General features: G+C 60.2%; 20 protein-coding genes and 1 pseudogene. 12 read left to right on the top strand and 9 right to left on the bottom strand.

The window, feature by feature from the left end:
* Nucleotides 1-38: 38 nt before the first annotated feature.
* Complete coding sequence (locus JMV15_RS22830; protein WP_130174816.1) at nt 39-992, bottom strand: homoserine kinase; 954 nt, start codon at nt 990-992, stop codon at nt 39-41.
* Nucleotides 993-1,048: 56 nt separating this feature from the next.
* Nucleotides 1,049-1,339 (bottom strand): DUF2782 domain-containing protein, encoded by a 291-nt coding sequence (locus tag JMV15_RS22825; protein ID WP_014716338.1) that lies wholly within the window; start codon nt 1,337-1,339, stop codon nt 1,049-1,051.
* Nucleotides 1,340-1,413: 74 nt separating this feature from the next.
* Between JMV15_RS22825 and polA the strand changes: the two genes are divergently transcribed.
* Nucleotides 1,414-4,209 (top strand): DNA polymerase I, encoded by a 2,796-nt coding sequence (polA, locus tag JMV15_RS22820; RefSeq protein WP_014716339.1) that lies wholly within the window; start codon nt 1,414-1,416, stop codon nt 4,207-4,209.
* A gap of 271 nt (nt 4,210-4,480) precedes the next feature.
* On the opposite strand, the gene yihA is transcribed toward polA, so the two are convergent.
* Nucleotides 4,481-5,122 carry a ribosome biogenesis GTP-binding protein YihA/YsxC gene (yihA, locus tag JMV15_RS22815; protein WP_003187369.1) on the bottom strand — a complete coding sequence of 214 codons (642 nt, stop codon included), beginning with the start codon at nt 5,120-5,122 and terminating at the stop codon, nt 4,481-4,483.
* A 192-nt stretch (nt 5,123-5,314) separates the two neighbouring features.
* Between yihA and JMV15_RS28465 the strand changes: the two are divergent.
* The 6 genes and pseudogenes from JMV15_RS28465 (at nt 5,315) to JMV15_RS22790 (ending at nt 10,797) form a co-directional block, all read left to right on the top strand.
* Nucleotides 5,315-5,522, top strand: a pseudogene (locus tag JMV15_RS28465) (cytochrome).
* Nucleotides 5,523-5,555: 33 nt separating this feature from the next.
* Nucleotides 5,556-6,182: a c-type cytochrome gene (locus JMV15_RS22810; protein ID WP_014716340.1), complete on the top strand. Its 627-nt coding sequence runs from the start codon at nt 5,556-5,558 to the stop codon at nt 6,180-6,182.
* A 167-nt stretch (nt 6,183-6,349) separates the two neighbouring features.
* Nucleotides 6,350-6,985, top strand: a complete 636-nt coding sequence (gene dsbA, locus JMV15_RS22805) for a thiol:disulfide interchange protein DsbA (RefSeq protein WP_014716341.1) — start codon at nt 6,350-6,352, stop codon at nt 6,983-6,985.
* Between the two features lie 10 nt (nt 6,986-6,995).
* Nucleotides 6,996-7,874: an endonuclease/exonuclease/phosphatase family protein gene (locus JMV15_RS22800; protein ID WP_201491925.1), complete on the top strand. Its 879-nt coding sequence runs from the start codon at nt 6,996-6,998 to the stop codon at nt 7,872-7,874.
* Nucleotides 7,871-9,931, top strand: coding sequence for a GGDEF domain-containing protein (locus tag JMV15_RS22795; protein ID WP_014716343.1), 2,061 nt, complete (start codon nt 7,871-7,873; stop codon nt 9,929-9,931). Before JMV15_RS22800 ends, JMV15_RS22795 begins: the two co-directional genes overlap by 4 nt.
* A gap of 89 nt (nt 9,932-10,020) precedes the next feature.
* A complete protein-coding gene (locus JMV15_RS22790; RefSeq protein ID WP_014716344.1) occupies nt 10,021-10,797 on the top strand; it encodes an N-acetylmuramoyl-L-alanine amidase in 777 nt (258 codons plus the stop codon).
* A gap of 32 nt (nt 10,798-10,829) precedes the next feature.
* Here JMV15_RS22790 and JMV15_RS22785 read toward each other — a convergent pair whose 3' ends face one another.
* A complete protein-coding gene (locus tag JMV15_RS22785) occupies nt 10,830-12,617 on the bottom strand; it encodes a KinB sensor domain-containing domain (protein ID WP_201491924.1) in 1,788 nt (595 codons plus the stop codon).
* Nucleotides 12,618-12,627: 10 nt separating this feature from the next.
* Nucleotides 12,628-13,974: a sigma-54-dependent response regulator transcription factor AlgB gene (gene algB, locus JMV15_RS22780; RefSeq protein WP_014716346.1), complete on the bottom strand. Its 1,347-nt coding sequence runs from the start codon at nt 13,972-13,974 to the stop codon at nt 12,628-12,630.
* Nucleotides 13,975-14,363: 389 nt separating this feature from the next.
* On the opposite strand from algB, the gene JMV15_RS22775 reads away from it, so the two are divergent.
* From JMV15_RS22775 to JMV15_RS22755, 5 genes are all read left to right on the top strand, one after another.
* Nucleotides 14,364-14,648, top strand: coding sequence for a hypothetical protein (locus tag JMV15_RS22775; protein ID WP_014716347.1), 285 nt, complete (start codon nt 14,364-14,366; stop codon nt 14,646-14,648).
* Nucleotides 14,649-14,725: 77 nt separating this feature from the next.
* Complete coding sequence (locus JMV15_RS22770) at nt 14,726-14,890, top strand: DUF1328 domain-containing protein (protein WP_003187386.1); 165 nt, start codon at nt 14,726-14,728, stop codon at nt 14,888-14,890.
* Between the two features lie 2 nt (nt 14,891-14,892).
* Nucleotides 14,893-15,360 carry an inhibitor of vertebrate lysozyme family protein gene (locus JMV15_RS22765; RefSeq protein WP_201491923.1) on the top strand — a complete coding sequence of 156 codons (468 nt, stop codon included), beginning with the start codon at nt 14,893-14,895 and terminating at the stop codon, nt 15,358-15,360.
* Between the two features lie 712 nt (nt 15,361-16,072).
* A complete protein-coding gene (gene gltP, locus JMV15_RS22760; RefSeq protein ID WP_003187390.1) occupies nt 16,073-17,404 on the top strand; it encodes a glutamate/aspartate:proton symporter GltP in 1,332 nt (443 codons plus the stop codon).
* A 97-nt stretch (nt 17,405-17,501) separates the two neighbouring features.
* Nucleotides 17,502-18,731, top strand: coding sequence for a nucleoside recognition domain-containing protein (locus JMV15_RS22755; protein WP_014716349.1), 1,230 nt, complete (start codon nt 17,502-17,504; stop codon nt 18,729-18,731).
* A 92-nt stretch (nt 18,732-18,823) separates the two neighbouring features.
* Here JMV15_RS22755 and JMV15_RS22750 read toward each other — a convergent pair whose 3' ends face one another.
* The 4 genes from JMV15_RS22750 to JMV15_RS22735 are packed head-to-tail and all read right to left on the bottom strand — an operon-like array spanning nt 18,824 to nt 22,320.
* Nucleotides 18,824-19,435 (bottom strand): ABC-type transport auxiliary lipoprotein family protein, encoded by a 612-nt coding sequence (locus JMV15_RS22750; RefSeq protein ID WP_102665870.1) that lies wholly within the window; start codon nt 19,433-19,435, stop codon nt 18,824-18,826.
* Nucleotides 19,432-20,370 (bottom strand): MlaD family protein, encoded by a 939-nt coding sequence (locus JMV15_RS22745; protein WP_003187394.1) that lies wholly within the window; start codon nt 20,368-20,370, stop codon nt 19,432-19,434. Before JMV15_RS22745 ends, JMV15_RS22750 begins: the two co-directional genes overlap by 4 nt.
* A gap of 1 nt (nt 20,371) precedes the next feature.
* Nucleotides 20,372-21,175, bottom strand: coding sequence for an ABC transporter ATP-binding protein (locus tag JMV15_RS22740; RefSeq protein WP_014716351.1), 804 nt, complete (start codon nt 21,173-21,175; stop codon nt 20,372-20,374).
* The gene (locus JMV15_RS22735; RefSeq protein ID WP_019816930.1) at nt 21,172-22,320 is read right to left on the bottom strand and encodes an ABC transporter permease; all 1,149 of its coding nucleotides are present in this window, start codon (nt 22,318-22,320) and stop codon (nt 21,172-21,174) included. Before JMV15_RS22735 ends, JMV15_RS22740 begins: the two co-directional genes overlap by 4 nt.
* Nucleotides 22,321-22,330: the final 10 nt, after the last annotated feature.

Genomic DNA, 22,330 nt, shown 5'->3' with positions numbered 1-22,330 from the left:
CGCAGCAAGCCAGCTCCCACATTGACCGAGTCGGTCTTTTAAAGCGCGAACGGTAGGTGGAGCGTGACCTGCTGACGCTGCGCCAGGCGATGCTCGAACTCAGCCGGGTCGTGAATCAACACATCCTGCCCGGCAAATGACTCGGCCGCGATCAGCCGGGACAGCCAGAACCGTACGCACGCCACGCGCAGCATGGTCGGCCATAGCTCGGCTTCCTTCGCGGTAAACGCTCGTAGCCCCGCGTAAGCGCCCAGCAGCGCCCGGGCACGGTGACCGTCAATCACGCCATCGACATCCGAGCACCAGTCATTCAAGGCGATTGCCACGTCGTAGAGCATCGGCCCCGAACAGGCGTTGTAGAAGTCGATCAGGCCCGTCAGGTGCGTGCCTTCAAACATTGCGTTATCGCGAAACAGATCGGCGTGCACATTCGCTCGTGGCAGGCCAAGGATGTCAGCCTTGTGAGCGTCGATCTCGGCCAGCGCATCGCGCAACAGGCGTTGCTGGGCCTCGTTGAGGTGCGAAATAAGCTGCGCGCCCTCGCTGAGCATCCACGCCAGGCCGCGGTCGGTCTTGCGTTCAAGTACCTTTTCGCCCTGGGTGGCCAAGTGCAGGTGGCCGAGCAGTTCGCCAACCTGGGCGCAATGCTGCGCATTGGCCTCCTTGATGTGCTTGCCCGCCAGGCGCGGTTGCAGCAAGGCCGGTTTGCCCTTGAGTTCGCGCAAAGCGATGCCGTCGGTGGTACGCAGGGCGTACGGCACAGGCAGGTCGGCGTCGTGGAGCACGTCAAGCAGTTCGATGAAGAACGGCATTTCTGCCACCGGGCCACGCTCAACCAGGGTCAGGACGAATTCACCCTGTTCCAGGCTGATAAAGAAATTGGTGTTTTCGCTGCCGGCGGCAATCCCCTGGAAATCAAGCAGGCGGCCGAGCCCGTAAGGGGCGAGAAAGGTTTCCAGCTCGGGCCGAGCCAGGGGGGTGAACACAGACATGGTTAAAACTGCCGTTACGGGCGCTGCGGTGGGCAGCGCCGGTTAAAAATAAGAAATCATTTCCATTCGAAGATCTTCCATGACGGGATCAGCATATCCGGCTGGTCAGAGCGGATGAAGTTCGCGTCGGTGCCGTCCGCACGTACCAGAAAGTACGGTGGTGCGCCCTTCGGGGTGACTTTGATTGCGTACAGAAAGCCGTTTTGGCGGTATTCCTGGATGGTTTTGTCGCCTTCCGTGCGAATGGTAACTTCCGGATCACCTCCAGGGGCACTGTCTGCCGCCGTGGCAGCCATCGGAGCGAGTGCAATCAAACCGGTCAACAGCAGGCGATTGAATGTACGCATGATAACCTTGTCCCTTTGTTTTCATTGGTCCGGCTATTCTAGCGCCTGACCCGCCGAAAAGGTTGATCCTGCTCATGAGCCAAGCGCCCCTCGTCCTGGTGGACGGTTCTTCTTATCTGTACCGCGCCTTCCACGCGCTGCCACCGCTGACCACCTCCAAAGGCCTGCCCACCGGTGCGGTCAAGGGCGTGTTGAACATGCTCAAAAGCCTGCGCAAGCAGTACCCGGACAGCCCATTTGCCGTGGTTTTCGACGCCAAGGGTGGGACGTTTCGCGATGAGATGTACGCCGAATACAAAGCCAACCGCCCGAGCATGCCCGATGACATGCGCCTGCAGATCGAGCCGCTGCATCAAAGCGTGATCGCTCTTGGCTTCCCGTTGCTGTGCGTCGAGGGCGTTGAGGCCGATGACGTGATCGGCACTCTGGCCCGCAGCAGCGCGGCCGCCAGCCGCCCGGTGGTGATCTCGACCGGTGACAAAGACATGGCGCAGTTGGTGGACGGCCACATTACCTTGGTCAACACCATGACCGGTAGCTCGATGGACATCGAGGGCGTTAAGGAGAAATTCGGTGTCGCTCCGGAGCAGATCATCGACTATCTGGCGTTGATGGGGGATTCGTCCGACAACATTCCCGGCGTTCCGGGCATTGGCCCCAAGACCGCCTCCGGCTTGCTGGTAGGGGTCAATGGCGGCCTCAAAGAGCTTTATGAGCAGCTGGATATTGTGCCGACCCTGCCTATCCGTGGGGCCAAGACCCTGCCGGCCAAGCTGGAAGAGCATAAGGAGATGGCATTCCTGTCTTATCAGTTGGCGACGATCAAGATCGATGTGCCGCTGGATATCGGGTTGGATGATTTGCACCTGATCGAACCGGATCGCGAAAAGCTGCTGGAGCTGTACACGCTGCTTGAGTTCAAAAGCTGGTACGACGAGATCCAGCGCGATGCCAAGCGTGTCGAGCTCAAATCGGCGAGCGAAGTTGCGCCTGCCGCCGAAATGCCGGTCGAGGCTGTTATATCGGTACCGGTAGAGGCGGTTTACACCACCATTCTGGACCAAGCCACCTTCGACGTGTGGCTGAAAAAACTCCACGATGCGCCGTTGTTTGCTTTCGACACCGAAACCACCGGCATCGACGCCCAGCAGGCGCAATTGGTCGGGGTCTCGTTTGCTGTGCAGCCCCATGAAGCCGCCTACATCCCGCTGACCCATTCCTATATCGGCGCGCCGGATCAATTGGACCGCGACACCGTGCTGCTGGCCCTGAAACCGCTGCTGGAAGACCCGACCAAACTCAAGGTGGGCCAGCACGCCAAGTTCGATATGAACATCCTGGCCAACTGCGCCATTGGCGGCGACCCTGCCCAGGGCATTACCGTGCGCGGCATCGCCTTCGACACCATGCTTGAATCCTACGTGCTCAATTCCACCGCGACGCGGCACGATATGGACAGTCTGGCGAAGAAGTACCTGGACCACGACACGGTCAGCTTCCAGGACATCGCCGGCAAAGGTGCAAAGCAACTCACGTTCGACCAGATCGCCCTTGAGCAAGCCGGCCCCTACGCGGCCGAAGATGCCGACGTGACCTTGCGCCTGCATCAACACTTGTACGCGCAACTGGCCGCGATCCCGACCCTGGCCAGTGTGCTGACGGACATCGAGATCCCGCTGGTGCCGGTGCTGGCACGCATCGAGCGCCAGGGCGCACTGGTAGACAAGGACCTGCTCGGCATCCAGAGCATCGAGCTGGGTAACAAGATGGTCGAGCTGGAGCGCCAGGCGTACGAGATCGCCGGTGAAGAATTCAACCTGGGTTCGCCCAAGCAGCTCGGGGCGATCCTGTACGAGAAGCTCGGCATGCCGGTGCTGAAGAAAACCGGCAAGGGCCAGGCATCCACGGCTGAGGAAGTACTGGCCAAACTGGCCGAGGATGATTTCCCGCTGCCCAAGGTACTCATGCAGTACCGCAGCATGAGCAAGCTCAAAAGTACCTATACCGACCGCCTGCCGGAACAGATCAACCCGCGTACCGGGCGTATTCATACGTCCTACCATCAGGCCGTCGCGGCGACCGGGCGCTTGTCCTCCAGCGATCCGAACCTGCAGAACATCCCGGTGCGCACCGCCGAGGGACGGCGCATTCGCCAGGCGTTTGTCGCGCCCAAGGGTTACAAGCTACTAGCGGCGGACTATTCGCAGATCGAGCTGCGGATCATGGCGCATTTGTCCAAGGACGAAGGCTTGATGAACGCCTTCCGCAATGACCTGGACGTGCATACGGCCACGGCGGCCGAAGTGTTCAAGGTCGAGTTGAATGAGGTCACGTCCAACCAGCGCCGCAGCGCCAAGGCGATCAACTTCGGCCTGATTTACGGCATGGGCGCCCAGAAGCTGGGTAAGGACATCGGCGTCGATACCAAGACCGCCAAGGCTTACATCGATGTGTACTTCGCCCGCTACCCAGGGGTGCGCGAATACATGGAGCGCACCCGCGCCCAGGCGGCGGATCAGGGGTATGTCGAAACGTTCTTCGGACGACGGCTGTACTTGCCGGATATCAACTCCAACAAGCCCCAAGAGCGCGCGGCGGCCGAGCGCACGGCGATCAACGCGCCGATGCAGGGCACGGCAGCGGACATCATCAAGAAAGCCATGGTGCAGGTGGATAACTGGCTGACCGAGTCGGGCCTGGATGCCAAGGTTATCCTTCAAGTGCACGACGAATTGGTGCTGGAGGTGCGTGAAGACTTGGTCGCGCAGGTCAGCGAGAAGATTCGCGAGCATATGAGCGCGGCGGCGCAGTTGGACGTGCCTTTGGTGGTGGACGTAGGCGTAGGCGATAACTGGGACGAGGCGCACTGATTCTGCGGCTTTGCCATCATCGCGAGTGGTGGCGAAGCGGTTTAGAGCGCAAACGGGGGTCAGTTATTTCCAATAGTTTTTTGAGCCTGTCGGAACTTAACCTGTGAACTGCCACTCAGAGTTACTGAATGGGTGGTGAAGCCCTTCAATGCTCCTATGTTGTGTTAAGTGTTGGCAGATAATTCCGGACCCCGCCCTAGCGGTCCGGAACTTGAACCCCGAACTTCCCCTCCCCAAAAGAAGTCCGGGGTTTTTTTTGCCCGCAGAAAAGTTATTCGGCGATTTCTGCGCCCTTGTCCGCCAATTCCATCCAGCCGGCCAGTACGGTGTAGGCTTCTTCCAGGCCCATGCGCTTGGGGGCGGAGAACAGTTGAATCGTGATGGTATCGCCCCAGCCCTTACGGATTTCGGACTGCACTTTGAGCAGGGTGTTCTTGGCTGCGCCGTAGGTGAGCTTGTCGGCCTTGGTCAGCAAAATGTGCATCGGCATGCCGCTGGCGACAGCCCAGTCGAGCATCAGCAAGTCGAAGTCGGTCATTGGATGACGGATATCCATCATCAGAATCAAACCCTTCAAACTCTCGCGACCACCCAGGTAAGCCTCAAGGTGACGCTGCCAGTGCAGCTTCAGCGGGATAGGTACTTTTGCATAACCGTAGCCCGGCAGGTCGACCAGACGCCGATCATCGTCTAGCTTGAAGAAATTGAGTAGTTGCGTGCGGCCCGGGGTTTTCGAGGTGCGCGCCAGGCTGGCGTGAGTCAGGGTGTTCAGTGCGCTGGATTTACCGGCGTTGGAACGGCCGGCAAAGGCGACTTCAAAGCCCTCGTCATCGGGGCATTGGTCCACTTTGGCGGCGCTGAGCATGAAGGTGGACTGTTGGCACAGGCCGAGGATGGGGTTCTTGAGTTGCATGAGATTTCCGATGTGGGCGGTGCCGAGAAAGGGTGCGGCAAGCGGTGTCGTTTCCGTTTCAGTAGCGCCAGTATATAATGCCGCAGATTTTGTGTGTGCTTTGTCCCAGCGAAGGATGAGGTTCACGGGAGCGAAAGACCTTTATTGCGCATTAGAACGCAAAACGCTCTCAAACCCTGAATAGGTCGATGTATGGACCGACGGTTGCTCGCTTCTGCTGCCCTGATTCCGCTTTACGGCGCTCAGGCTACACAGGATCAACCGAGTTTGCATGGTCAGGCTGACGCAGTGCGTGACCCAGGGTTTCAAGGCAATGCCGCCGCGTGGTTTGTGCATGGACTGCAGTACTGAGGATTACCAGGCCGTCATTGATTTGGTGGTGAGTAAACCCGGTAGATAACTCTTAAACCCTTAGCCGTAGTTGGATTAGCTGATGAACAAACTGATCGTGAGTCTGCTGTTGACCTTGGGCATCACAGGCGCTGCCGTCGCTGCAGAGGGCCCCGTCAAAGGTGATGCCACTGCCGGTCAAGCGAAGGCCGCCGTGTGTGGTGCCTGCCACGGGCCGGATGGTAACAGCCCGGCGCCGAACTTCCCCAAACTGGCCGGCCAGGGTGAACGTTACCTGAGCAAGCAGATGCACGACATCAAGGACGGCAAGCGCACGGTGCTGGAAATGACCGGCCTGCTGACCAATCTCAACGATCAGGACCTGGCGGACCTCGCGGCGTATTTTGCCAGCCAGAAGGGCAGCGTGGGAGCTGCCGATCCTAAACTGGTCGCCCGCGGAGAGCAGTTGTTCCGTGGCGGTAACCTGGAAAAAGGCTTGCCTGCCTGCACCGGTTGCCACTCGCCCAATGGCGCAGGCAACGCTGCCGCAGGCTTCCCGCACCTGAGCGGCCAGCACGCCACCTACATCGCCAAGCAGTTGACCGACTTCCGCAAAGAAGAAGCCGGCCGGGCCAACGATGGGGACGCCATGACTATGCGCACCATCGCTCGCAAGCTGAGCGACGAAGACATCGCAGCCCTCTCCAGTTATATCCAGGGCCTGCACTGACGGGGCTGGGCGTTAACGCTCGATTAATCCCGCGATGCAAGCATAAAAAGGGTGGCTCAGGCCGCCCTTTTTTGTGGCCGCTGCCGTTACACTAACGAACTCATGTCCGCGTAGACCTGTCACAACAAAGGTCGCGTGAGGCGACTTTATTTGTCCAGGAGTAAAGCATGCGTAATCTGATCCTCAGCGCCGCTCTCGTCACTGCCAGCCTCTTCGGCATGACCGCACAAGCTGCCGATGTGCCGCTTGAAGCCGGTAAAACCTATGTTGAGCTGTCTAATCCGGTTCCGGTTGCGGTACCCGGCAAGATCGAGGTGGTGGAGCTGTTCTGGTACGGTTGCCCGCATTGCTACGCGTTCGAGCCGACTATCAACCCATGGGCTGAAAAGCTGCCCAAGGACGTTAACTTTCGTCGCATTCCCGCCATGTTCGGTGGCCCATGGGACGCCCACGGCCAACTGTTCCTGACCCTGGAAGCCATGGGTGTTGAGCACAAGGTCCACAACGCCGTCTTCGAAGCGATCCAGAAACAGGGCAAGCGCCTGACCAAACCGGACGAAATGGCTGACTTCGTTGCTACTCAAGGTGTCGACAAGGACAAGTTCCTGGCGACCTTCAACTCTTTCGCTATCCAGGGCCAGATCAAACAGGCCAAGGAACTCGCGCAGAAGTACGGCGTGCAAGGCGTTCCCACGCTGATCGTCAACGGCAAATACCGTTTCGACCTGGGCAGCACCGGTGGTCCTGAAGCGACCCTCAACGTTGCTGACCAACTGATTGCCAAAGAACGCGCTGCCAAGTAAGGGGCTCGCCATGCGCCGCTGGGGTACCGAGCGTGTCGTTGGCCTGCATGAACCGCAGGTCAACGAGCATCACCTGGAGTCCACAGGCCTGCCGGCAGATAGCCGCTTGCGCCTGCTCAGTTTCAATATCCAGGTGGGCAACAGTACCGAGAAGTATCGGCATTACCTCACGCGTGGCTGGCAGCACCTGCTGCCCCACAAGGGGCGTACCGGTAACCTGCAGAAAATCGGCGACCTGCTCAGCGACTTCGACTTGGTCGCGCTGCAGGAAGCCGACGGCGGCAGCCTGCGCTCCGGCTATATCAACCAGGTGGAACACCTGGCTCAGCTGGGCGCCTTCCCGTACTGGTATCAGCAACTCAACCGCAACCTGGGGCGCCTGGCGCAGCACAGCAATGGCGTACTCAGCCGCCTCAAACCCACGGCTATTGAAGATCACCCCTTGCCAGGCCCCAAAGGGCGCGGGGCGATCCTTGTGCGTTTTGGCGAAGGCCCGGAAGCCTTGGTGGTGGTGATGATGCACCTGGCCCTAGGGGGGCGTACGCGCAACCTGCAACTGGCCTACGTGCGTGAATTGATTGGCAACTACAAGCACCAGGTGCTCATGGGTGACATGAACACCCATGCCAACGACCTGCTGCAGAATTCTCCGCTGCGCGACCTGGGGTTACTGGCGCCGCAAGTCGAAGCCACGTTTCCCAGCTGGCGCCCGCAGCGCTGTCTTGACCATATCCTGCTCAGCCCAAGCCTCACACTGGAAAGTGTGCAAGTGCTGGCGCAGCCCATTTCCGATCACCTGCCGGTCGCGGTAGAGATTCGTCTGCCGGTTTCGCTCACGGCTGATGCATTACCCGCGTTGAGCCCAGGCCCTCGCGGACCCCTTGCATGAGCGACGACGCCCAGCGCTGGAAAGAGAAATACCTCCAGAGCATCGAGCAACAAGACAAACTCGAACGCCGCTGGGCTGCCCGCCTCGATTTGCTGCGCCGCGGGCTGGTGCGCAGCACGCTGGCCGCCGAAGGCACCGACCGAGCTGTCGACCAATGCATGAAGGAAATGCGCGATGTCGTGCGCACGGACGACATGGATGCTGCCCTCGCCGCTTTACTGCCACGCCTGGAAAAGGCCGTGCTGGATTCGGAGCAGCGCCGCGAAACCCGCGTCGACCAGATCAGCGCCGCGCTCACCGCCTTGGTCACCCAGTTGCAAAAGCTGCCGCTGCCCCGCGAGGTGGCTCGTCCGCTGAAAACCTTCGCCAAGCAACTCGATGGTCGCGTGGCGCAAGCGCGGGAGATACCGCTGCTGCTCAGTGAGCTGAGCAGCCTGCAGGGGCAGGCGCTGAATAATCTGGAGCCTGAAGGCGAACCCGCACGCCCAGGCCCGGGTCTGTTGCAACGCCTGTTCGGTAGTAAAGAGGCCGCCAGTGAAGCGCTCCCGGTTGACGCGGAGCCACTGCCGGCAGCGCAATTGGCACCGCCAAAGCCTGCAGCGCCCACACCCGCGCCCGAACCGGAAGAACCTGCGCAATCGGAAGAATTGACCCAAGCCTTGCGTGCCTTTGCACCGCTGTCACCTACGCCCGTGGCCTTGAAGCCTGCGCCTGTTGCAGCGGCCGGAGGGCAAGAGGTCGCCAGCGACACGCCGTTATTCGACGCTCCAGAGCTGCCGTCGATTGCGGCGCCTGCGCAATTATCTGAACCCGACGTGCAGGCGCCTCCGGTTGCGGAGCCTGCTCAAGAAAGCGCACTCGCCGCCTTTATCGAACCGCCGCCGGTTCCAGTCGAAACGCCGGATGAAACCACCATCGGCAGCCTGTCGCTGCCCCCTGTGCTGGAAGGTCCCGAGCCCGACGAACTGCAACCGGACGGCACCTACGCCCTGCCTGATTCGCCTGAACCGTCCTATAGTTCGGTGGCCAAGCACATTGAAGGCACTTTGCTCGGCCTGCTGGAAGACCTTTCCCTGCCTGAACGTCACCAGCCCCAGGCCGAGGCGATGCGTGAACGTCTCGCCCATGGTTTGAATTGGTACGAACTGCTCCCGATCCTGGATGACCTGGCCGTGCTGATGCTGGCGGTCACCGACAGTGGCCAGCATGAGTTCGAGGCTTATCTCAAGCAGCTCAACGAGCGTCTCGAGGCATTCCAGGGTCATCTGCAGGTCGCCAGCGAGGGCCACGCCGACAGCAGCCTGGCCGCGCGGGAGTTGGACACGCAGATTCGCGAGCAGGTCGACGGCCTGCAAAGCAGCGTGCAGGACGCTGCCGACCTGGACAGCCTCAAGCAGGTGCTCGAAAGCCATCTTGAAGGCTTGCTCGGCACCATGGATGAACACCAGCAACAGCGTGACCTGCGCGAACAGGAAGTGGCCGCACGCCTCAAAGGTCTGGCTGAACGCGTGGCCCATATGGAGCAGGAGGCCCAGGGCTACCGCGAGCACCTGGAGGTACAACGCCAGAAGGCCTTGCTCGATCCGCTCACCGGGTTGCCCAACCGTGCGGCGTGGAGCGAACGCCTCGATTACGAAGTCAACGCCTGGCATCAGCGCGGTAACAGCCTGTCGCTGGCCATGCTCGACCTGGACCACTTCAAACGCATCAACGACGGCTACGGTCACCTGGCAGGGGACAAAGTCTTGAAGATCATCGCCAATGTGCTGAGCAAGCGCCTGCGGCCGACGGACTTCATCGCGCGTTTCGGGGGTGAAGAGTTTGTGCTGCTAATGCCCGACTCGGCCTTGGCGGATGCCTTGGCCGTAGGTGAAGTATTGCGTGAGGCTATTGCAGCGTGCCCGTTCCACTTCAAGGGTGAGCCGGTAACGATCACGGTGTCCATGGGCGTGGCGCAGTTTCAACCCGGCGAGCGCAGTGACCTGGCGCTCAAGCGTGCCGATGAAGCGCTCTACAGGGCAAAAGCTGCGGGACGTAATCAGGTGCAGGCGGCATAAAAGATGTTCCATTTTGTAATTTGACCGCTTGGCCGTGAGCCGTACGTTACACTGTTGCATTATCGTCTTTCAGTGTAATGCCTCTCGCCATGAAATCCTTGTATATCGCTTTAGCGTTTCTTCTGCTCGCCGGCTGCGCCAGTGGCCCGCGCCTGAACACCAGCCATCCTTCGGTTAACCACGACAACCGCGTGCAGTTCGTTGTGGTGCATTACACCTCGACCAACCTTGAACGTTCCCTGGCGCTGTTGACCCATGGCCAGGTCAGCAGCCATTACCTGATCGGCGACGACGCCTCCGGCACCATCTACAAGCTGGTGGATGAAAGCCAGCGCGCCTGGCACGCGGGGGAAAGCGAGTGGATGGGGCGCACCTGGCTCAATTCCAGCTCCATCGGCATCGAGATCGTCAACCCAGGGTTCAGTGATACTCCCACGGGGCGTGTGTGGTACCCGTATTCCGAAGCGCAGGTGCAGTCGCTGATCGTGCTGCTCAAGGACATCAGCAAGCGCAATGGCATCGACCCCAAGAACATCATCGGGCACAGCGACATCGCCCCACTGCGCAAGCTGGACCCAGGCCCGTTGTTCCCTTGGAAACGCTTGGCGGCAGAAGGTCTGGCCGTGTGGCCGGATGCCCAGGCAGTGGCCCGGTTCCAGGTGCAGTACGCCGCGCAGTTACCAAGCATTACCTGGTTCCAGGAAGAGCTGGCGCGCCTGGGCTACCAGACGCCGCAGACTGGCGAGTTGGATGTGGCCACGCGGCACGTCATCGCCGCGTTCCAGATGCGCTTCCGGCCATCGCTGTTTGATGGCACTCCGGATGCTGAAAGTGCCGCAATCCTGCGGGCCTTGAATCACCGCTGATGGTGTACAGGTAGGAGCGAGCAAGCTCTCTCCTACAGGGGTAATGCCATATAGAACTGCGTACCCTGCCCCGGCCGCGAGTACACACCCATGCGGCCGCCGTGCAATTGCACGATTTCCTTGCACAGTGCCAAGCCCAGGCCCGCACCGCCCTTCTTGCGGCCCACCTGTACAAAGGGTTCGAAGATCCGCCCTTGCTGGCCGTAGGCAATGCCTTCGCCGTTATCCTCGACGCTGATAATCACCCGCTCACCATGCCGTCGTGCCTGCAGACGAATCTGCCCGCCTTCGGCGGTGTGGCGCAGGGCATTGCCCAGCAGGTTGTCGAGCACCCGCTCCAGTTGCACTTGGTCGGCATACAGCCGTGGCAATTCAGGTTGAGCTTCTACCAGCAACTCAATGTGCTGGGCGTTCGCAGGCTCAGCAAATCGGGCCCGTGCGTGCTCCAGCAAGTCGGTGACATCGCACGTCCCCAGGGTGAGTTTTTGCAGGCCGTTCTGGTAACGCGAGAAGTTGAGCAGGTCATTGATCAACTGCATCAGGCGCTGCATCTCTTCATTGACCGTATCCAGCAGGTCCGCCTCGCGGGAGTCCGGTGGGAACTTGGCCCGCTCACGGAACAAGCCGAAGGCCATGTGCATGCCGGTAACCGGGGTGCGCAGCTCATGGGAGGCGCGCAACACGAACTCGCTGCGCACCCGTTCGAAGGCGCGCTGTTCTGTCACATCATGCAGCACCATCACGGCCCCGAGAATGTGACCCTGTGTATGGCTAACCGGGGTCAGGCTGTAGGTCAGCAGGCGTAACTCACCCTCGACTTCCACCTCCAGATCATCCGGGGCCCGCTCCAGGTTGCCGCCGCGTAGCACCAGTTGCAGCTGTTCATCCATTTCCGCGCGACCCATGGCTTCGCCAAGCCCTTGACCCAGCCGCTCCTCATCCCAGCCCAATTGGCGCTGCGCCACAGGGTTGAGGTGCTCCAGGCAGCCTTGGCGATCAATCATCAACAGGCCGTCATCGATACTGTCGAGCACCGCTTGCAGGCGCTGTTGGCCGGCCAGCAGCTCATCGATGTTAGTGGCCTGATGTTGGCGCAACGCTTCGGCCATGATGCCGAAGCGGCGGGTCAGCAGGTTCATTTCCGCTGCGGAGGAGATCGGCAGCGTGACTTCAAAGTCGCCCTGCCCGATCTTGTCGGCGGCCTTGGCCAGGGCCTCGATGGGACCACCGAAACGCCGGGCGATGCCATGGGCCGTGACGAAACCGATGATCAGCACCGCGAGCCCCACCAGCCCGAGCAGGCCCGCTATCAACAACGCGCGCTCACGGGATTTATGCTCACTGGTACTGATATTTTCCAGCGCCCGCTTGTGTTCGGCAATCAAGCCGTTGCGCAGTATGTTGAAGGTTTCGGTGAGCTTTTCCTTGCTGCCCGCAGGCGGTGATGCCTGTTGGGATTGGTCAAACGCATTGAGCAGATTCTGGTAATCCGAGCGTGCCTGGCTGAAACCATGGTTTTTGCCGTCGACCTGTTCATGGGCGATGCCCTGGTCCAACAGATCGAAATAATGCTGCTTTGAGGCTTGCAGGGCGTCTGGGTCGGGACGCTTCTCCAGCATCATGATCAACTGGTCGCCCAGGCTCTGACGCAACTTGAGCCCCAGGTCCAGGGTGATGAAATTACTGCGGATCAACGATTCCTGGGTCTTGGCCATTTGCATGACGCTGACCAAGCCCAGGATCAACCCCAGCAAAGCCACGGTAATCAACGCTGAGATGCTCAGGAATAACCGGGTGCGCAGTTTCATCGCGAGCTTCATAAAGTCCTGTTCAAAGGTTGTACTGCTTGCGTTTGCGGTACAGCGTCGACGCATCGATGCCGAGTGTGCGGGCCGCTTGGTCCAGCGTGTCGCTGGTCGCAAGTACGGCGCCGATATGAGCTTTTTCCAGCTCGTCCAGGCTCAAAGCCGCTCCGATACGCGGTGCATTGTTGGCCGGTTGCTCGGCCATCCCCAGGTGGCTGATCTCCACCTTTTCCTGAGGGCAGATGATGCTGGCGCGTTCCACCACGTTACGCAGTTCGCGGATGTTGCCGGGCCAGCGATAGTTGAGTAGCGCTTCGCGGGCATTATCACTGAAGCCGCGTGCCGGGCGTGCGTATTCCTTGACGAAGCGGGCAAGGAAGCGGTCAGCCAGGGTCAGGATGTCTTCACTGCGTTCGCGCAGCGGCGGTAAGTGCAAGGTGATGACATTCAGGCGGTAGAGCAAGTCTTCACGGAACCGGCCATCGCGCACCATGTCTTCCAGGTTCAGGTTGGTGGCTGCGAGGATGCGCACGTCGGCGCGGCGAGTGACCGGGTCGCCCACGCGCTCATACTCTTTGTCCTGGATAAACCGCAGCAACTTGGGTTGCAACGTGAGGGGGAAATCGCCGATCTCGTCGAGAAAAAGCGTGCCGCCGTCCGCCTGATTCACTCGGCCCAAGGTGCTTTCACTGGCGCCGGTGAACGCGCCGCGGCTGTGGCCGAACAGTTCGCTTTCCATTAGTTCGGCGGTCAGTGAGGGGCAGTTGATGGTCACGCAGGACTTCTTCGAGCGTTTGCTCCAGCCGTGTATCGCCCGGGCCAACTCACCTTTACCGGTGCCGGACTCGCCGAGGATCAAGATGTTGGCGTCCGTTCCGGCCACCTGCCGCGCGGTTTCCAACACCACCATCATGGCCGGACTATGGGAGTCGAGGCCGTCTTTGGGCTGGCGCACTTCGCCTTCCAGTGCTTCCAACCGCGCTGAGAGCTGACGCACTTCCAGTTGCTTGGCGGTAGCCAGGCGCAGTTGGTCTGGGCTGCAAGGTTTGACCAGGTAGTCGGCGGCGCCAGCCTGGATGGCGTCCACGGCGGTATCCACAGCCGAATGGGCGGTCACAATCACCACGCGCATCCACGGAGCCTGCACGCGCATCTGGGCCAGCACGTCCAGGCCATTGTCCTCGCCCAGCCGCAGGTCGAGGAAGCACAGGTCGAACACCTGACGCTGCATCAGGGCATCGGCCTGCGCGGCGCTGTTCGCGGTGGCGACGGTGTAGCCCTCATCTTCCAGGCAATAGCGGAAGGTGCGCAGGATCGCGGATTCGTCATCCACTAAAAGAATGCGGCCTTGAAGTTCCTTGGCTGAATCCATCTGTCCCGCACTCCTTAACTATAAATGTGATGGTGTTTAGTCCCGGAATAATCGGGCAAGTTGCATGGTTTATTCTGATTCATAAAAGGCTTCTTCGTGCAGCTATCTGCGCGCCTTCCTACAGACGTGGTTTGCGGACATTTTAAGGCCTTATTGCTCTTCGACCCTTCGATGTGCGCGCCAAGTGTCTGGTTCCGTCTACTGGGCATCGTGCATTTCGCACGGCCTATACCGAGGCATCGTGCAGGATGCTAGGCGATGATTCCATCGATCAAGTATAACCTATTGATTTTATTAGGTTTTATTTTGCAATAAAGCTGGCATGCACTCTGCAATATCTCCCCCAAGAGCGTCATGAACGAATAATCAGAATGCGGGAGTAATGCTGTATGACTCGCCAAAGCTTCAGCCAATTGCGTGTATCGCCGCTGCGCTTGCAGCAGGGCCTGTTCGCCAGCCTGGCGTTGATGGTCACGTTGATTGCCGGCCAGCAGTTGCAGCATTGGCAGGAGCGTGCGCAGCCAGCCCCGCAATTTGAACGTCCCGTCATGACCCAGACCCATTTCCGTTCCATTGGCAGCGCCAGCGCCGATGTGACTGCCCCGCAATTGAGCCTGGTAGATCAGGGTTCCACTCTGGACGAACTGCCGGCCCATGACCGTTGGGTGTTCTAGGCAAAAAACGTCGCTTATGTTGAGCGACTGCACGGCATCACCGCTGTTACCCCTATAGAAGCATAAGGAGAATCACCATGTTGAGTTGGGCAATCACATTTCTGATCATCGCCATTGTGGCCGCAGTCCTGGGCTTCGGTGGTATCGCGGGCACCGCCACCGGCATCGCCAAGATCCTGTTTGTGGTCTTCCTGGTGATGTTTATCGCTTCGTTCTTCTTTGGTCGCAAAGGCCGAGGTTGAATATGGTCAGCCTGCCTTTTAAAGCCCTTGCTGCTGCCCTGCTGTTGGGCGGCAGTGGCCTTGCCTTGGCCGCCAATGACGGCCAATCCCGGGCTAACGAATTGCTCAGCGCGGATCCGCAGTACCGTGAAACCTGGCAAGACGTGGTGAAGAAAGAGGAACGCCTGCCCGAATGGGTGATGAACCTGTCGGGCACGGCCGAGCAAATGAATGCCGTTGAGGAAGATGGCGACAAGTATTTGGTCGGGCCGCTCTGCGAAACCGCAGACGCCTGCCTGAACAAGCGCCTGATCGTCGCCTTCAGCCTCGACAAGGAAGATGCCTACGCCATGTTGGTGGAAGTCCCGGCTGGTTTGCCAGCGGACAAGTCGCCGACACGGCACGCCGATTACCGTTTTCTCGGTAAGCCGGACGAGGGTATGCAAAAGCTGCTGATGGAGCAGCTCAAGAAAGATCCGAATTGGTACTAGGTTCCGTCTGACGGAGCTGGCGTCCATAGAAGGAAGCCCTTGTGCTTCTTTCTGTTTGCATCGCTCCTTGAGTGATGCATGACCAGGGGGCCGGGTTGCTCTGATCGATCAGGATCGGCGTGACCTACGGGTACAGGGAGTACCTGCGCAAGGGCCGGGTCAGGCGAAAAGCTGCGACGCAAGTTCACAAGACCTCAAGCTTGCTGAACTTGCGGCGGGCTTACGACTCTCATCCCCGCGTTTCATGCCGCTCATAGCCGCCGTTTTGCTTTTTGCCTCTGGCCAACCATTACCGGGTATGTCGGTGTGACCATCTATCGAGAATTTTTCATCGGCGCTATAGGATCTTTCTGGCGCTAGGTGATGGATTTCTCAGACATTTCTGCCAATCAATCCGAGTCGTCCAGTATCTCTGCGCGAGCCTGATTTAGCCGCTCAACGGCATATTCACCCGCCGGAATGGCAGATACGAACTGACCGTTTGGACAAATTATTTCAAAAAAAGCCATGCCGATTCGGCATGGGGTAGGCGTTTACGGCATTAGACGTCGCTCCCTTGCATGGGAATAGTTGCGCCTTTTTTCGCCTGCCAGTAAGCCATTTCGGCCACGCTGCGGTGACCTTCCATGGAGGCAGATGCACACACTTTTTCGCTTTCGAGCGTTGCAGCTGGCGCATTTGCCGTAAGTCCACTTGAAGCAAGGGTAATGACATGAAGAAGGCAAAGCTAAGCCTCGCCTGGCAGATCCTCATCGGTTTGGTACTGGGCATTGCAATCGGTGCAGTACTCAACCATTTCAGTGCTGAAAAGGCCTGGTGGATCAGCAATGTGTTGCAGCCGGCGGGCGATATCTTTATCCGCCTGATCAAGATGATCGTGATCCCGATTGTGATTTCTTCGCTGATCGTCGGTATCGCCGGTGTAGGCGACGCGAAAAAGCTCGGTCGTATCGGCGTCAAAACCATCCTCTACTTCGAAATCGTCACCACCATCGCCATCGTGGTGGGCCTGTTGCTCGCCAACCTGTTCCACCCAGGCGCTGGCATCGACATGAGTACCCTGGGTACCGTGGATATCTCCAAGTACCAGGCGACTGCCGCCGAAGTGCAGCATGAACATGCGTTCATCGAAACCATCCTCAACCTGATCCCCTCGAACATCTTCGCCGCTGTTGCCCGTGGCGAGATGCTGCCGATCATCTTCTTCTCGGTGCTGTTCGGCCTGGGGCTGTCGAGCCTCAAGCCTGAGCTGCGCGAGCCGCTGGTGACCATGTTCCAGGGCGTGTCCGAGAGCATGTTCAAAGTCACCCACATGATCATGAAGTACGCCCCTATCGGTGTATTCGCGCTGATCGCGGTGACGGTCGCCAACTTCGGCTTCGCCTCGCTGCTGCCGCTGGCCAAGCTGGTGATCCTGGTTTACGTCGCGATCCTGTTCTTCGCCTTCGCGGTCCTGGGTTTGATCGCCCGCCTGTTCGGCTTCTCGATCCTCAAGCTGATCCGCATCTTCAAAGATGAGTTGGTATTGGCTTACTCCACCGCCAGCTCCGAAACCGTGCTGCCGCGTGTGATCGAAAAGATGGAAGCCTACGGCGCGCCGAAAGCGATCTGCAGCTTCGTGGTGCCGACCGGTTATTCGTTCAACCTCGACGGTTCGACCCTGTACCAGAGCATCGCAGCAATCTTCATTGCCCAGCTGTATGGCATCGACCTGTCGATCGGCCAGCAATTGATGTTGGTACTGACCCTGATGGTGACCTCCAAAGGCATCGCCGGCGTGCCGGGCGTGTCCTTCGTGGTGTTGCTGGCGACGCTGGGCAGCGTGGGCATCCCACTGGAAGGCTTGGCGTTTATCGCCGGTGTCGACCGTGTGATGGACATGGCGCGTACCGCCCTGAATGTGATCGGCAACGCCTTGGCCGTACTGGTTATCTCCCGTTGGGAAGGCATGTACGACGACGCCAAGGGCGAGCGCTATTGGAATTCCTTGCCGCACTGGCGCAGCAAGGAAGCCCTGCCTACGGCACAAGCCACCCGTAGCTGATTGCAGATTGATCGAAAACAAACCCCGGAGAATTCCGGGGTTTGTCGTTTCTGCCAGCCCCGTTATCATTCGCCCCATCTTTCGGGGGATTTATCTGATGCTCAATGGCCTGTGGCTTGGCTTCTTTGTCGTGGCAATGGTGTCAGCGCTGGCGCAATGGCTGGTGGGCGGTAACGCCGGGATCTTCGCGGCGATGGTCGAAAGCATTTTCGCCATGGCCAAATTATCGGTGGAAGTCATGGTGCTGCTGTTCGGTACCCTGACGTTATGGCTGGGCTTTCTGCGGATCGCCGAAAAAGCCGGGATCGTCGATTGGCTGGCCAAGGCCCTCGGCCCGCTGTTTCGCCGCCTGATGCCCGAAGTGCCCGCCGGGCACCCCGCGATCGGTTTGATCACCCTCAACTTTGCCGCCAACGGCCTGGGCCTGGACAACGCCGCCACGCCCATCGGCCTGAAAGCCATGAAGGCGCTGCAAGAGCTCAACCCCATCCCCAATACGGCGACCAACGCTCAGATCCTGTTCCTGGTGCTCAACGCGTCCTCGCTGACGCTGTTGCCGGTAACCATCTTCATGTACCGCGCCCAGCAAGGCGCTGCGGACCCGACGCTGGTGTTCCTGCCGATCCTGCTGGCCACCAGCGCCTCGACGCTGGTGGGCCTGCTGTCGGTGGCGGTGATGCAGCGCCTGCGTTTGTGGGACCCGGTGGTGCTGGCCTATCTGATCCCCGGCGCGCTGGTACTGGGCGGCTTCATGGCGCTGCTGGCGACCCTGTCTGCCACAGCGCTGGCCGGTTTGTCGTCGATCCTGGGCAACCTCACGCTGTTTGGCTTGATCATGCTGTTCCTGGTGATCGGCGCGTTGCGCAAGGTCAAGGTGTACGAGGCCTTTGTCGAAGGCGCCAAGGAAGGCTTCGACGTGGCCAAGAACCTGTTGCCCTATCTGGTGGCGATGCTGTGTGCGGTTGGCGTGTTGCGTGCCTCGGGCGCCTTGGAGTTCGGCCTGGAAGGGATTCGCCATGTGGTGGCCTGGACGGGCCTGGATACGCGCTTTGTCGACGCGCTGCCGACCGCGATGGTCAAGCCGTTCTCCGGCAGCGCGGCGCGGGCGATGCTGATCGAGACCATGCAGACCCAGGGTGTGGACAGCTTCCCGGCCTTGGTGGCGGCGACGATTCAGGGCAGTACGGAAACCACTTTCTATGTGTTGGCGGTGTACTTTGGTTCGGTGGGGATCCAGCGGGCTCGGCATGCGGTGGGATGTGCGTTGTTCGCGGAGTTTGCTGGTGTGGTCGCGGCTATTTCGGTGTGCTACTGGTTTTTTGGTTAAGGCCACAATCGTTATCGCAGGCAAGCCAGCTCCCACATTTGACTGTGTTCACAAATCAAACTGTGGGAGCTGGCTTGCCTGCGATGAGGTCCTCAAGGTTTCAGTGCTGTATTGCCCTGACTGACTACCCAATCCACCACCTGCTTATTCAACTGATCCCCAGCCTGGCTAAAAGCAGCCACCACCGCTGGCACCTGGGTGTCACTCACCGGCTGCCTCACTTCAAACCGACGGCTGGCGATAATCCTTTGATCACGCCCACGCACCAATCGCGCGTCGAGGCGAATCACCACCTCCACCGTCTTGCCCCGATACTCGCTCTGAAACGCCTGCAACTGCCCGCCCAGTTCATAGTCGGCTTGCAGGTTGGTCTCGTCAGTGCTCAACAATGTCACGCGCCCGTCGCGCTGGAAGCCATCCAGCAGGCGATTACGCAGCAGCACCGGCGCCGGGTCACTCCAGCGCGAGTTCGCGTAGTTGCTGATCAAGTTGCCATCTGGCACCACGGCGATGCGCGGGCTATCGAGAAACTCGCTGGTCTGCGGCTTGGTCACGCGCAGCGACCAACTCACCGGCGTGCCTTGGCTGGCCGGCTGGGTGGACGCCAGGCGGTACACGTCCGAAGGGTCCGGCTTGGGTAGGATCGAGCACGCGCTGACCAGTGCCAGGGCCATGGGGACGATCATGTGATACGCACGCTTCATGGCGTGAACTCCTTGTTCTTGTCGCTGCCCAGCAGGTAACCGCTGGGGTTGGCTTCCAGACGGCGGGAGATGGCGCGCAGCGAGCCGAGGGTTTCACGCAACTCGCGCACGGCTGGCGCCAGTTCGTTGAGGCCCTGCATGCCGCTGTTCACCGAGTCCTGGTTATTGGTCAGCAAGGTATTGATGGTGGCGGTGCTTTGCTCCAGGGATTTCATCGCCTGCTCGGCGCTGCCGAAGGCTTGCTTACCTTGTTCACTGAGCAAACCATTGGCGCTGCGCATCAGCACGGTGGTTTGCTCCAGCGCCGCGCCCGCCTGTTTGCTCACTTGCATCAATTGCTGCATCACCACCTTGATGTCGCCGCGTTGCTCGGCAATGGCGCCGGTGGTTTGTTGCAGGTTGTCCAGGGTGTTGCTCAGGCGTTCGACGTTTTCCCGCGAGAACAGGTGGTTGGCGTTGTGCAGCAGCAGGTTGACGCTGGTCATCAGGTCGTTGCTGTTATTGAGCAGGCGTGCGATAGGCGATGGCGACGCGATGATTTCCGGCAGGTTGCCGTCCTTGCCCTTGAGCTCCGGGCTCTGCGGGGTGCCGCCACTGAGCTGGATGATCGAGGTGCCGGTGATACCGGTCAGGGCCAGTTTGGCCTGGGTGTCTTCCTTGATTGGCGTTTGCCCGGCCAGGCGGATGCGCGCCAGGACGCGGCGCGGGTCTTTGGGGTCCAGGCGCAGGCTGATCACGTCGCCCACCTTGATGCCGCTGTACTGCACCGCACTGCCCTGGGACAGGCCGCTGACCGCTTCGTTGAAGATCACTTCGTAATCCTGGAAGGCGGTATCGACGCTGGACTTGGCCAGCCACAGGCCAAACAGCATCGCGCCGACCACCACAATTACGCTGAACAGTCCGATCATCACATGATGGGCTCGGGTTTCCATGTCATACCTCGTTGAGCGATTGAGCGGCATCCAATGCCGCGCGGCCCCGGGGGCCGTGGAAATATTCGTGAATCCAGGCGTCGTCCGTTTCCGAAACGACATCGATGGCGTCGGCCACCAGCACTTTCTTCTGCGCCAGCACCGCCACACGGTCGGTGATGGTGTACAGCGTGTCGAGGTCGTGGGTGACCAGGAACACACTCAAGCCCAGCGCATCGCGCAGGGTGAGGATCAGTTGGTCGAACTGCGCCGCGCCAATCGGGTCGAGACCGGCGGTGGGTTCGTCCAGGAACAGGATGTCCGGGTCCAAGGCCAGTGCGCGGGCCAGAGCTGCGCGCTTGATCATGCCGCCGGATAACGAGGCCGGGTATTTGTCGGCCGCCGACAGCGGCAACCCCGCCAGGGCCAGCTTGACCGCCGCCAGGTGCTCGGCATCGGCGCGGCTGAGGCCGGCGTGCTCGATCAATGGCAGAGCCACGTTCTCGGTCACCGTCAGCGAGGAAAACAGCGCGCCCTTCTGGAACAGTACGCCAAAGCGGCGTTCTACCAGTGAGCGTTCATGTTCAGGCAGGCTCGGCAGGTTTTTGCCGAACACCCGCACTTCGCCCTCGCTGGGGCGCCGCAGGCCAACGATGCTGCGCAACAACACGGATTTACCGCTGCCAGAGCCCCCCACCACCGCCAGGATCTCGCCCTTGTACAAATCCAGGTCGAGGTTCTCATGCACGCTTTGGCTGCCGAAACGGTTGCACAGGCCACGTACTTCAATCACCGCCTCAGTGGGCGCACGGTGTAGACGACTCACCAGCCCATCTCCATGAAGAACATCGCCGCGACCGCATCCAGCACGATCACCACAAAGATCGATTGCACCACGCTGGACGTGGTGTGCGCGCCGACCGACTCGGCACTGCCGCTGACTTTAAAACCTTCCAGGCAACCAATGGCCGCGATCAAAAACGCAAAGATCGGCGCCTTCACCATGCCCACCAGAAAGTGCTGCACGCCAATGTCCGATTGCAGCAGCGAAAGAAACATCGCCGGCGAAATATCCAGGGCCACCGCACACACCACACCACCGCCGACGATCCCCGAGAGCATCGCCAGGAAGGTCAGCATCGGCAACGCCACCAGCAGCGCCAGCACGCGGGGCAATACCAACAGTTCCATAGGGTCCAGGCCCAATGTGCGGATGGCGTCGATTTCTTCGTTGGCTTTCATGGAGCCGATTTGCGCGGTGAACGCACTGGCGGTACGGCCGGCGATGAGGATTGCGGTGAGCAATACGCCGAATTCACGCAGGAAGGAGAACGCCACCAGGTCCACGGTAAAGATCGTCGCGCCGAAGCTCTTGAGCACAGTGGCGCCGAGGAAGGCCACGACGGCGCCGACCAGAAAGGTCAGCAGAGCGACGATAGGCGCCGCATCCAGGCCGGTCTGTTCGATGTGGGCGACCATGGGCGTCAGGCGCCAGCGTTTGGGCCGCCAAATGCCGCGGGCGAAGGTTTCGAGGATCAGGCCGATAAAGCCCAACAGCTTCATTGCGTCTTGCCAGACCGTGTCTACTGCACGGCCGATGCGAGCCAACACTTGAATGCCGGCGGCCTCTTCCGGCTCTTTGATCGGTACGCAAAAGTCATTCAGGGAGCGGTAGACGGTCTTGAGCAGTGCACGGTCGGCGGCTGCCAGGGTGCAATCGGTCTGTTCGGCAGAGTGTTCGATGCGTGCAGGGCCCAGCAGCTCTACCAGCAGCGAGGCGCCGGCGGTATCCAGCGCGCCGAGGCCGTTGAGGTCAATGCGGGCGCCGGCGTCGTATTGGCCGTCGAGTGCGGCCGACAGCTTCTTCAGGTGGGCGTAGTGGGCCAGCGTCCAGTCGCCGGTAATCCGTAGCGAAGGCGGGGTGCTGGACGTATCTAGATGGGCCGCGCCGGCCGTAGTGCGAGTGGTCATAAGCTCCGAG

It is taken from the genome of Pseudomonas paracarnis (genome assembly GCF_904063055.1).
Taxonomy (GTDB): domain Bacteria; phylum Pseudomonadota; class Gammaproteobacteria; order Pseudomonadales; family Pseudomonadaceae; genus Aquipseudomonas; species Aquipseudomonas paracarnis.
The sequence above is the reverse complement of the archived record's forward strand: the minus strand, read 5'-3'. Positions and strand labels throughout refer to the sequence as shown.

What these genes read in the sequence shown, in the direction of transcription:
- JMV15_RS22745 (WP_003187394.1), bottom strand. Translation starts at nt 20,370, where the DNA reads ATGGAAACCCGAGCCCATCATGTGATGATCGGACTGTTCAGCGTAATT.
- polA (WP_014716339.1), top strand. Translation starts at nt 1,414, where the DNA reads ATGAGCCAAGCGCCCCTCGTCCTGGTGGACGGTTCTTCTTATCTGTAC.
- JMV15_RS22795 (WP_014716343.1), top strand. Translation starts at nt 7,871, where the DNA reads ATGAGCGACGACGCCCAGCGCTGGAAAGAGAAATACCTCCAGAGCATC.
- JMV15_RS22800 (WP_201491925.1), top strand. Translation starts at nt 6,996, where the DNA reads ATGCGCCGCTGGGGTACCGAGCGTGTCGTTGGCCTGCATGAACCGCAG.
- JMV15_RS22765 (WP_201491923.1), top strand. Translation starts at nt 14,893, where the DNA reads ATGGTCAGCCTGCCTTTTAAAGCCCTTGCTGCTGCCCTGCTGTTGGGC.
- JMV15_RS22775 (WP_014716347.1), top strand. Translation starts at nt 14,364, where the DNA reads ATGACTCGCCAAAGCTTCAGCCAATTGCGTGTATCGCCGCTGCGCTTG.
- yihA (WP_003187369.1), bottom strand. Translation starts at nt 5,122, where the DNA reads ATGCAACTCAAGAACCCCATCCTCGGCCTGTGCCAACAGTCCACCTTC.
- JMV15_RS22750 (WP_102665870.1), bottom strand. Translation starts at nt 19,435, where the DNA reads ATGAAGCGTGCGTATCACATGATCGTCCCCATGGCCCTGGCACTGGTC.
- JMV15_RS22790 (WP_014716344.1), top strand. Translation starts at nt 10,021, where the DNA reads ATGAAATCCTTGTATATCGCTTTAGCGTTTCTTCTGCTCGCCGGCTGC.
- JMV15_RS22735 (WP_019816930.1), bottom strand. Translation starts at nt 22,320, where the DNA reads ATGACCACTCGCACTACGGCCGGCGCGGCCCATCTAGATACGTCCAGC.
- JMV15_RS22810 (WP_014716340.1), top strand. Translation starts at nt 5,556, where the DNA reads ATGAACAAACTGATCGTGAGTCTGCTGTTGACCTTGGGCATCACAGGC.
- gltP (WP_003187390.1), top strand. Translation starts at nt 16,073, where the DNA reads ATGAAGAAGGCAAAGCTAAGCCTCGCCTGGCAGATCCTCATCGGTTTG.
- JMV15_RS22755 (WP_014716349.1), top strand. Translation starts at nt 17,502, where the DNA reads ATGCTCAATGGCCTGTGGCTTGGCTTCTTTGTCGTGGCAATGGTGTCA.
- dsbA (WP_014716341.1), top strand. Translation starts at nt 6,350, where the DNA reads ATGCGTAATCTGATCCTCAGCGCCGCTCTCGTCACTGCCAGCCTCTTC.
- algB (WP_014716346.1), bottom strand. Translation starts at nt 13,974, where the DNA reads ATGGATTCAGCCAAGGAACTTCAAGGCCGCATTCTTTTAGTGGATGAC.
- JMV15_RS22830 (WP_130174816.1), bottom strand. Translation starts at nt 992, where the DNA reads ATGTCTGTGTTCACCCCCCTGGCTCGGCCCGAGCTGGAAACCTTTCTC.
- JMV15_RS22785 (WP_201491924.1), bottom strand. Translation starts at nt 12,617, where the DNA reads ATGAAGCTCGCGATGAAACTGCGCACCCGGTTATTCCTGAGCATCTCA.
- JMV15_RS22825 (WP_014716338.1), bottom strand. Translation starts at nt 1,339, where the DNA reads ATGCGTACATTCAATCGCCTGCTGTTGACCGGTTTGATTGCACTCGCT.
- JMV15_RS22770 (WP_003187386.1), top strand. Translation starts at nt 14,726, where the DNA reads ATGTTGAGTTGGGCAATCACATTTCTGATCATCGCCATTGTGGCCGCA.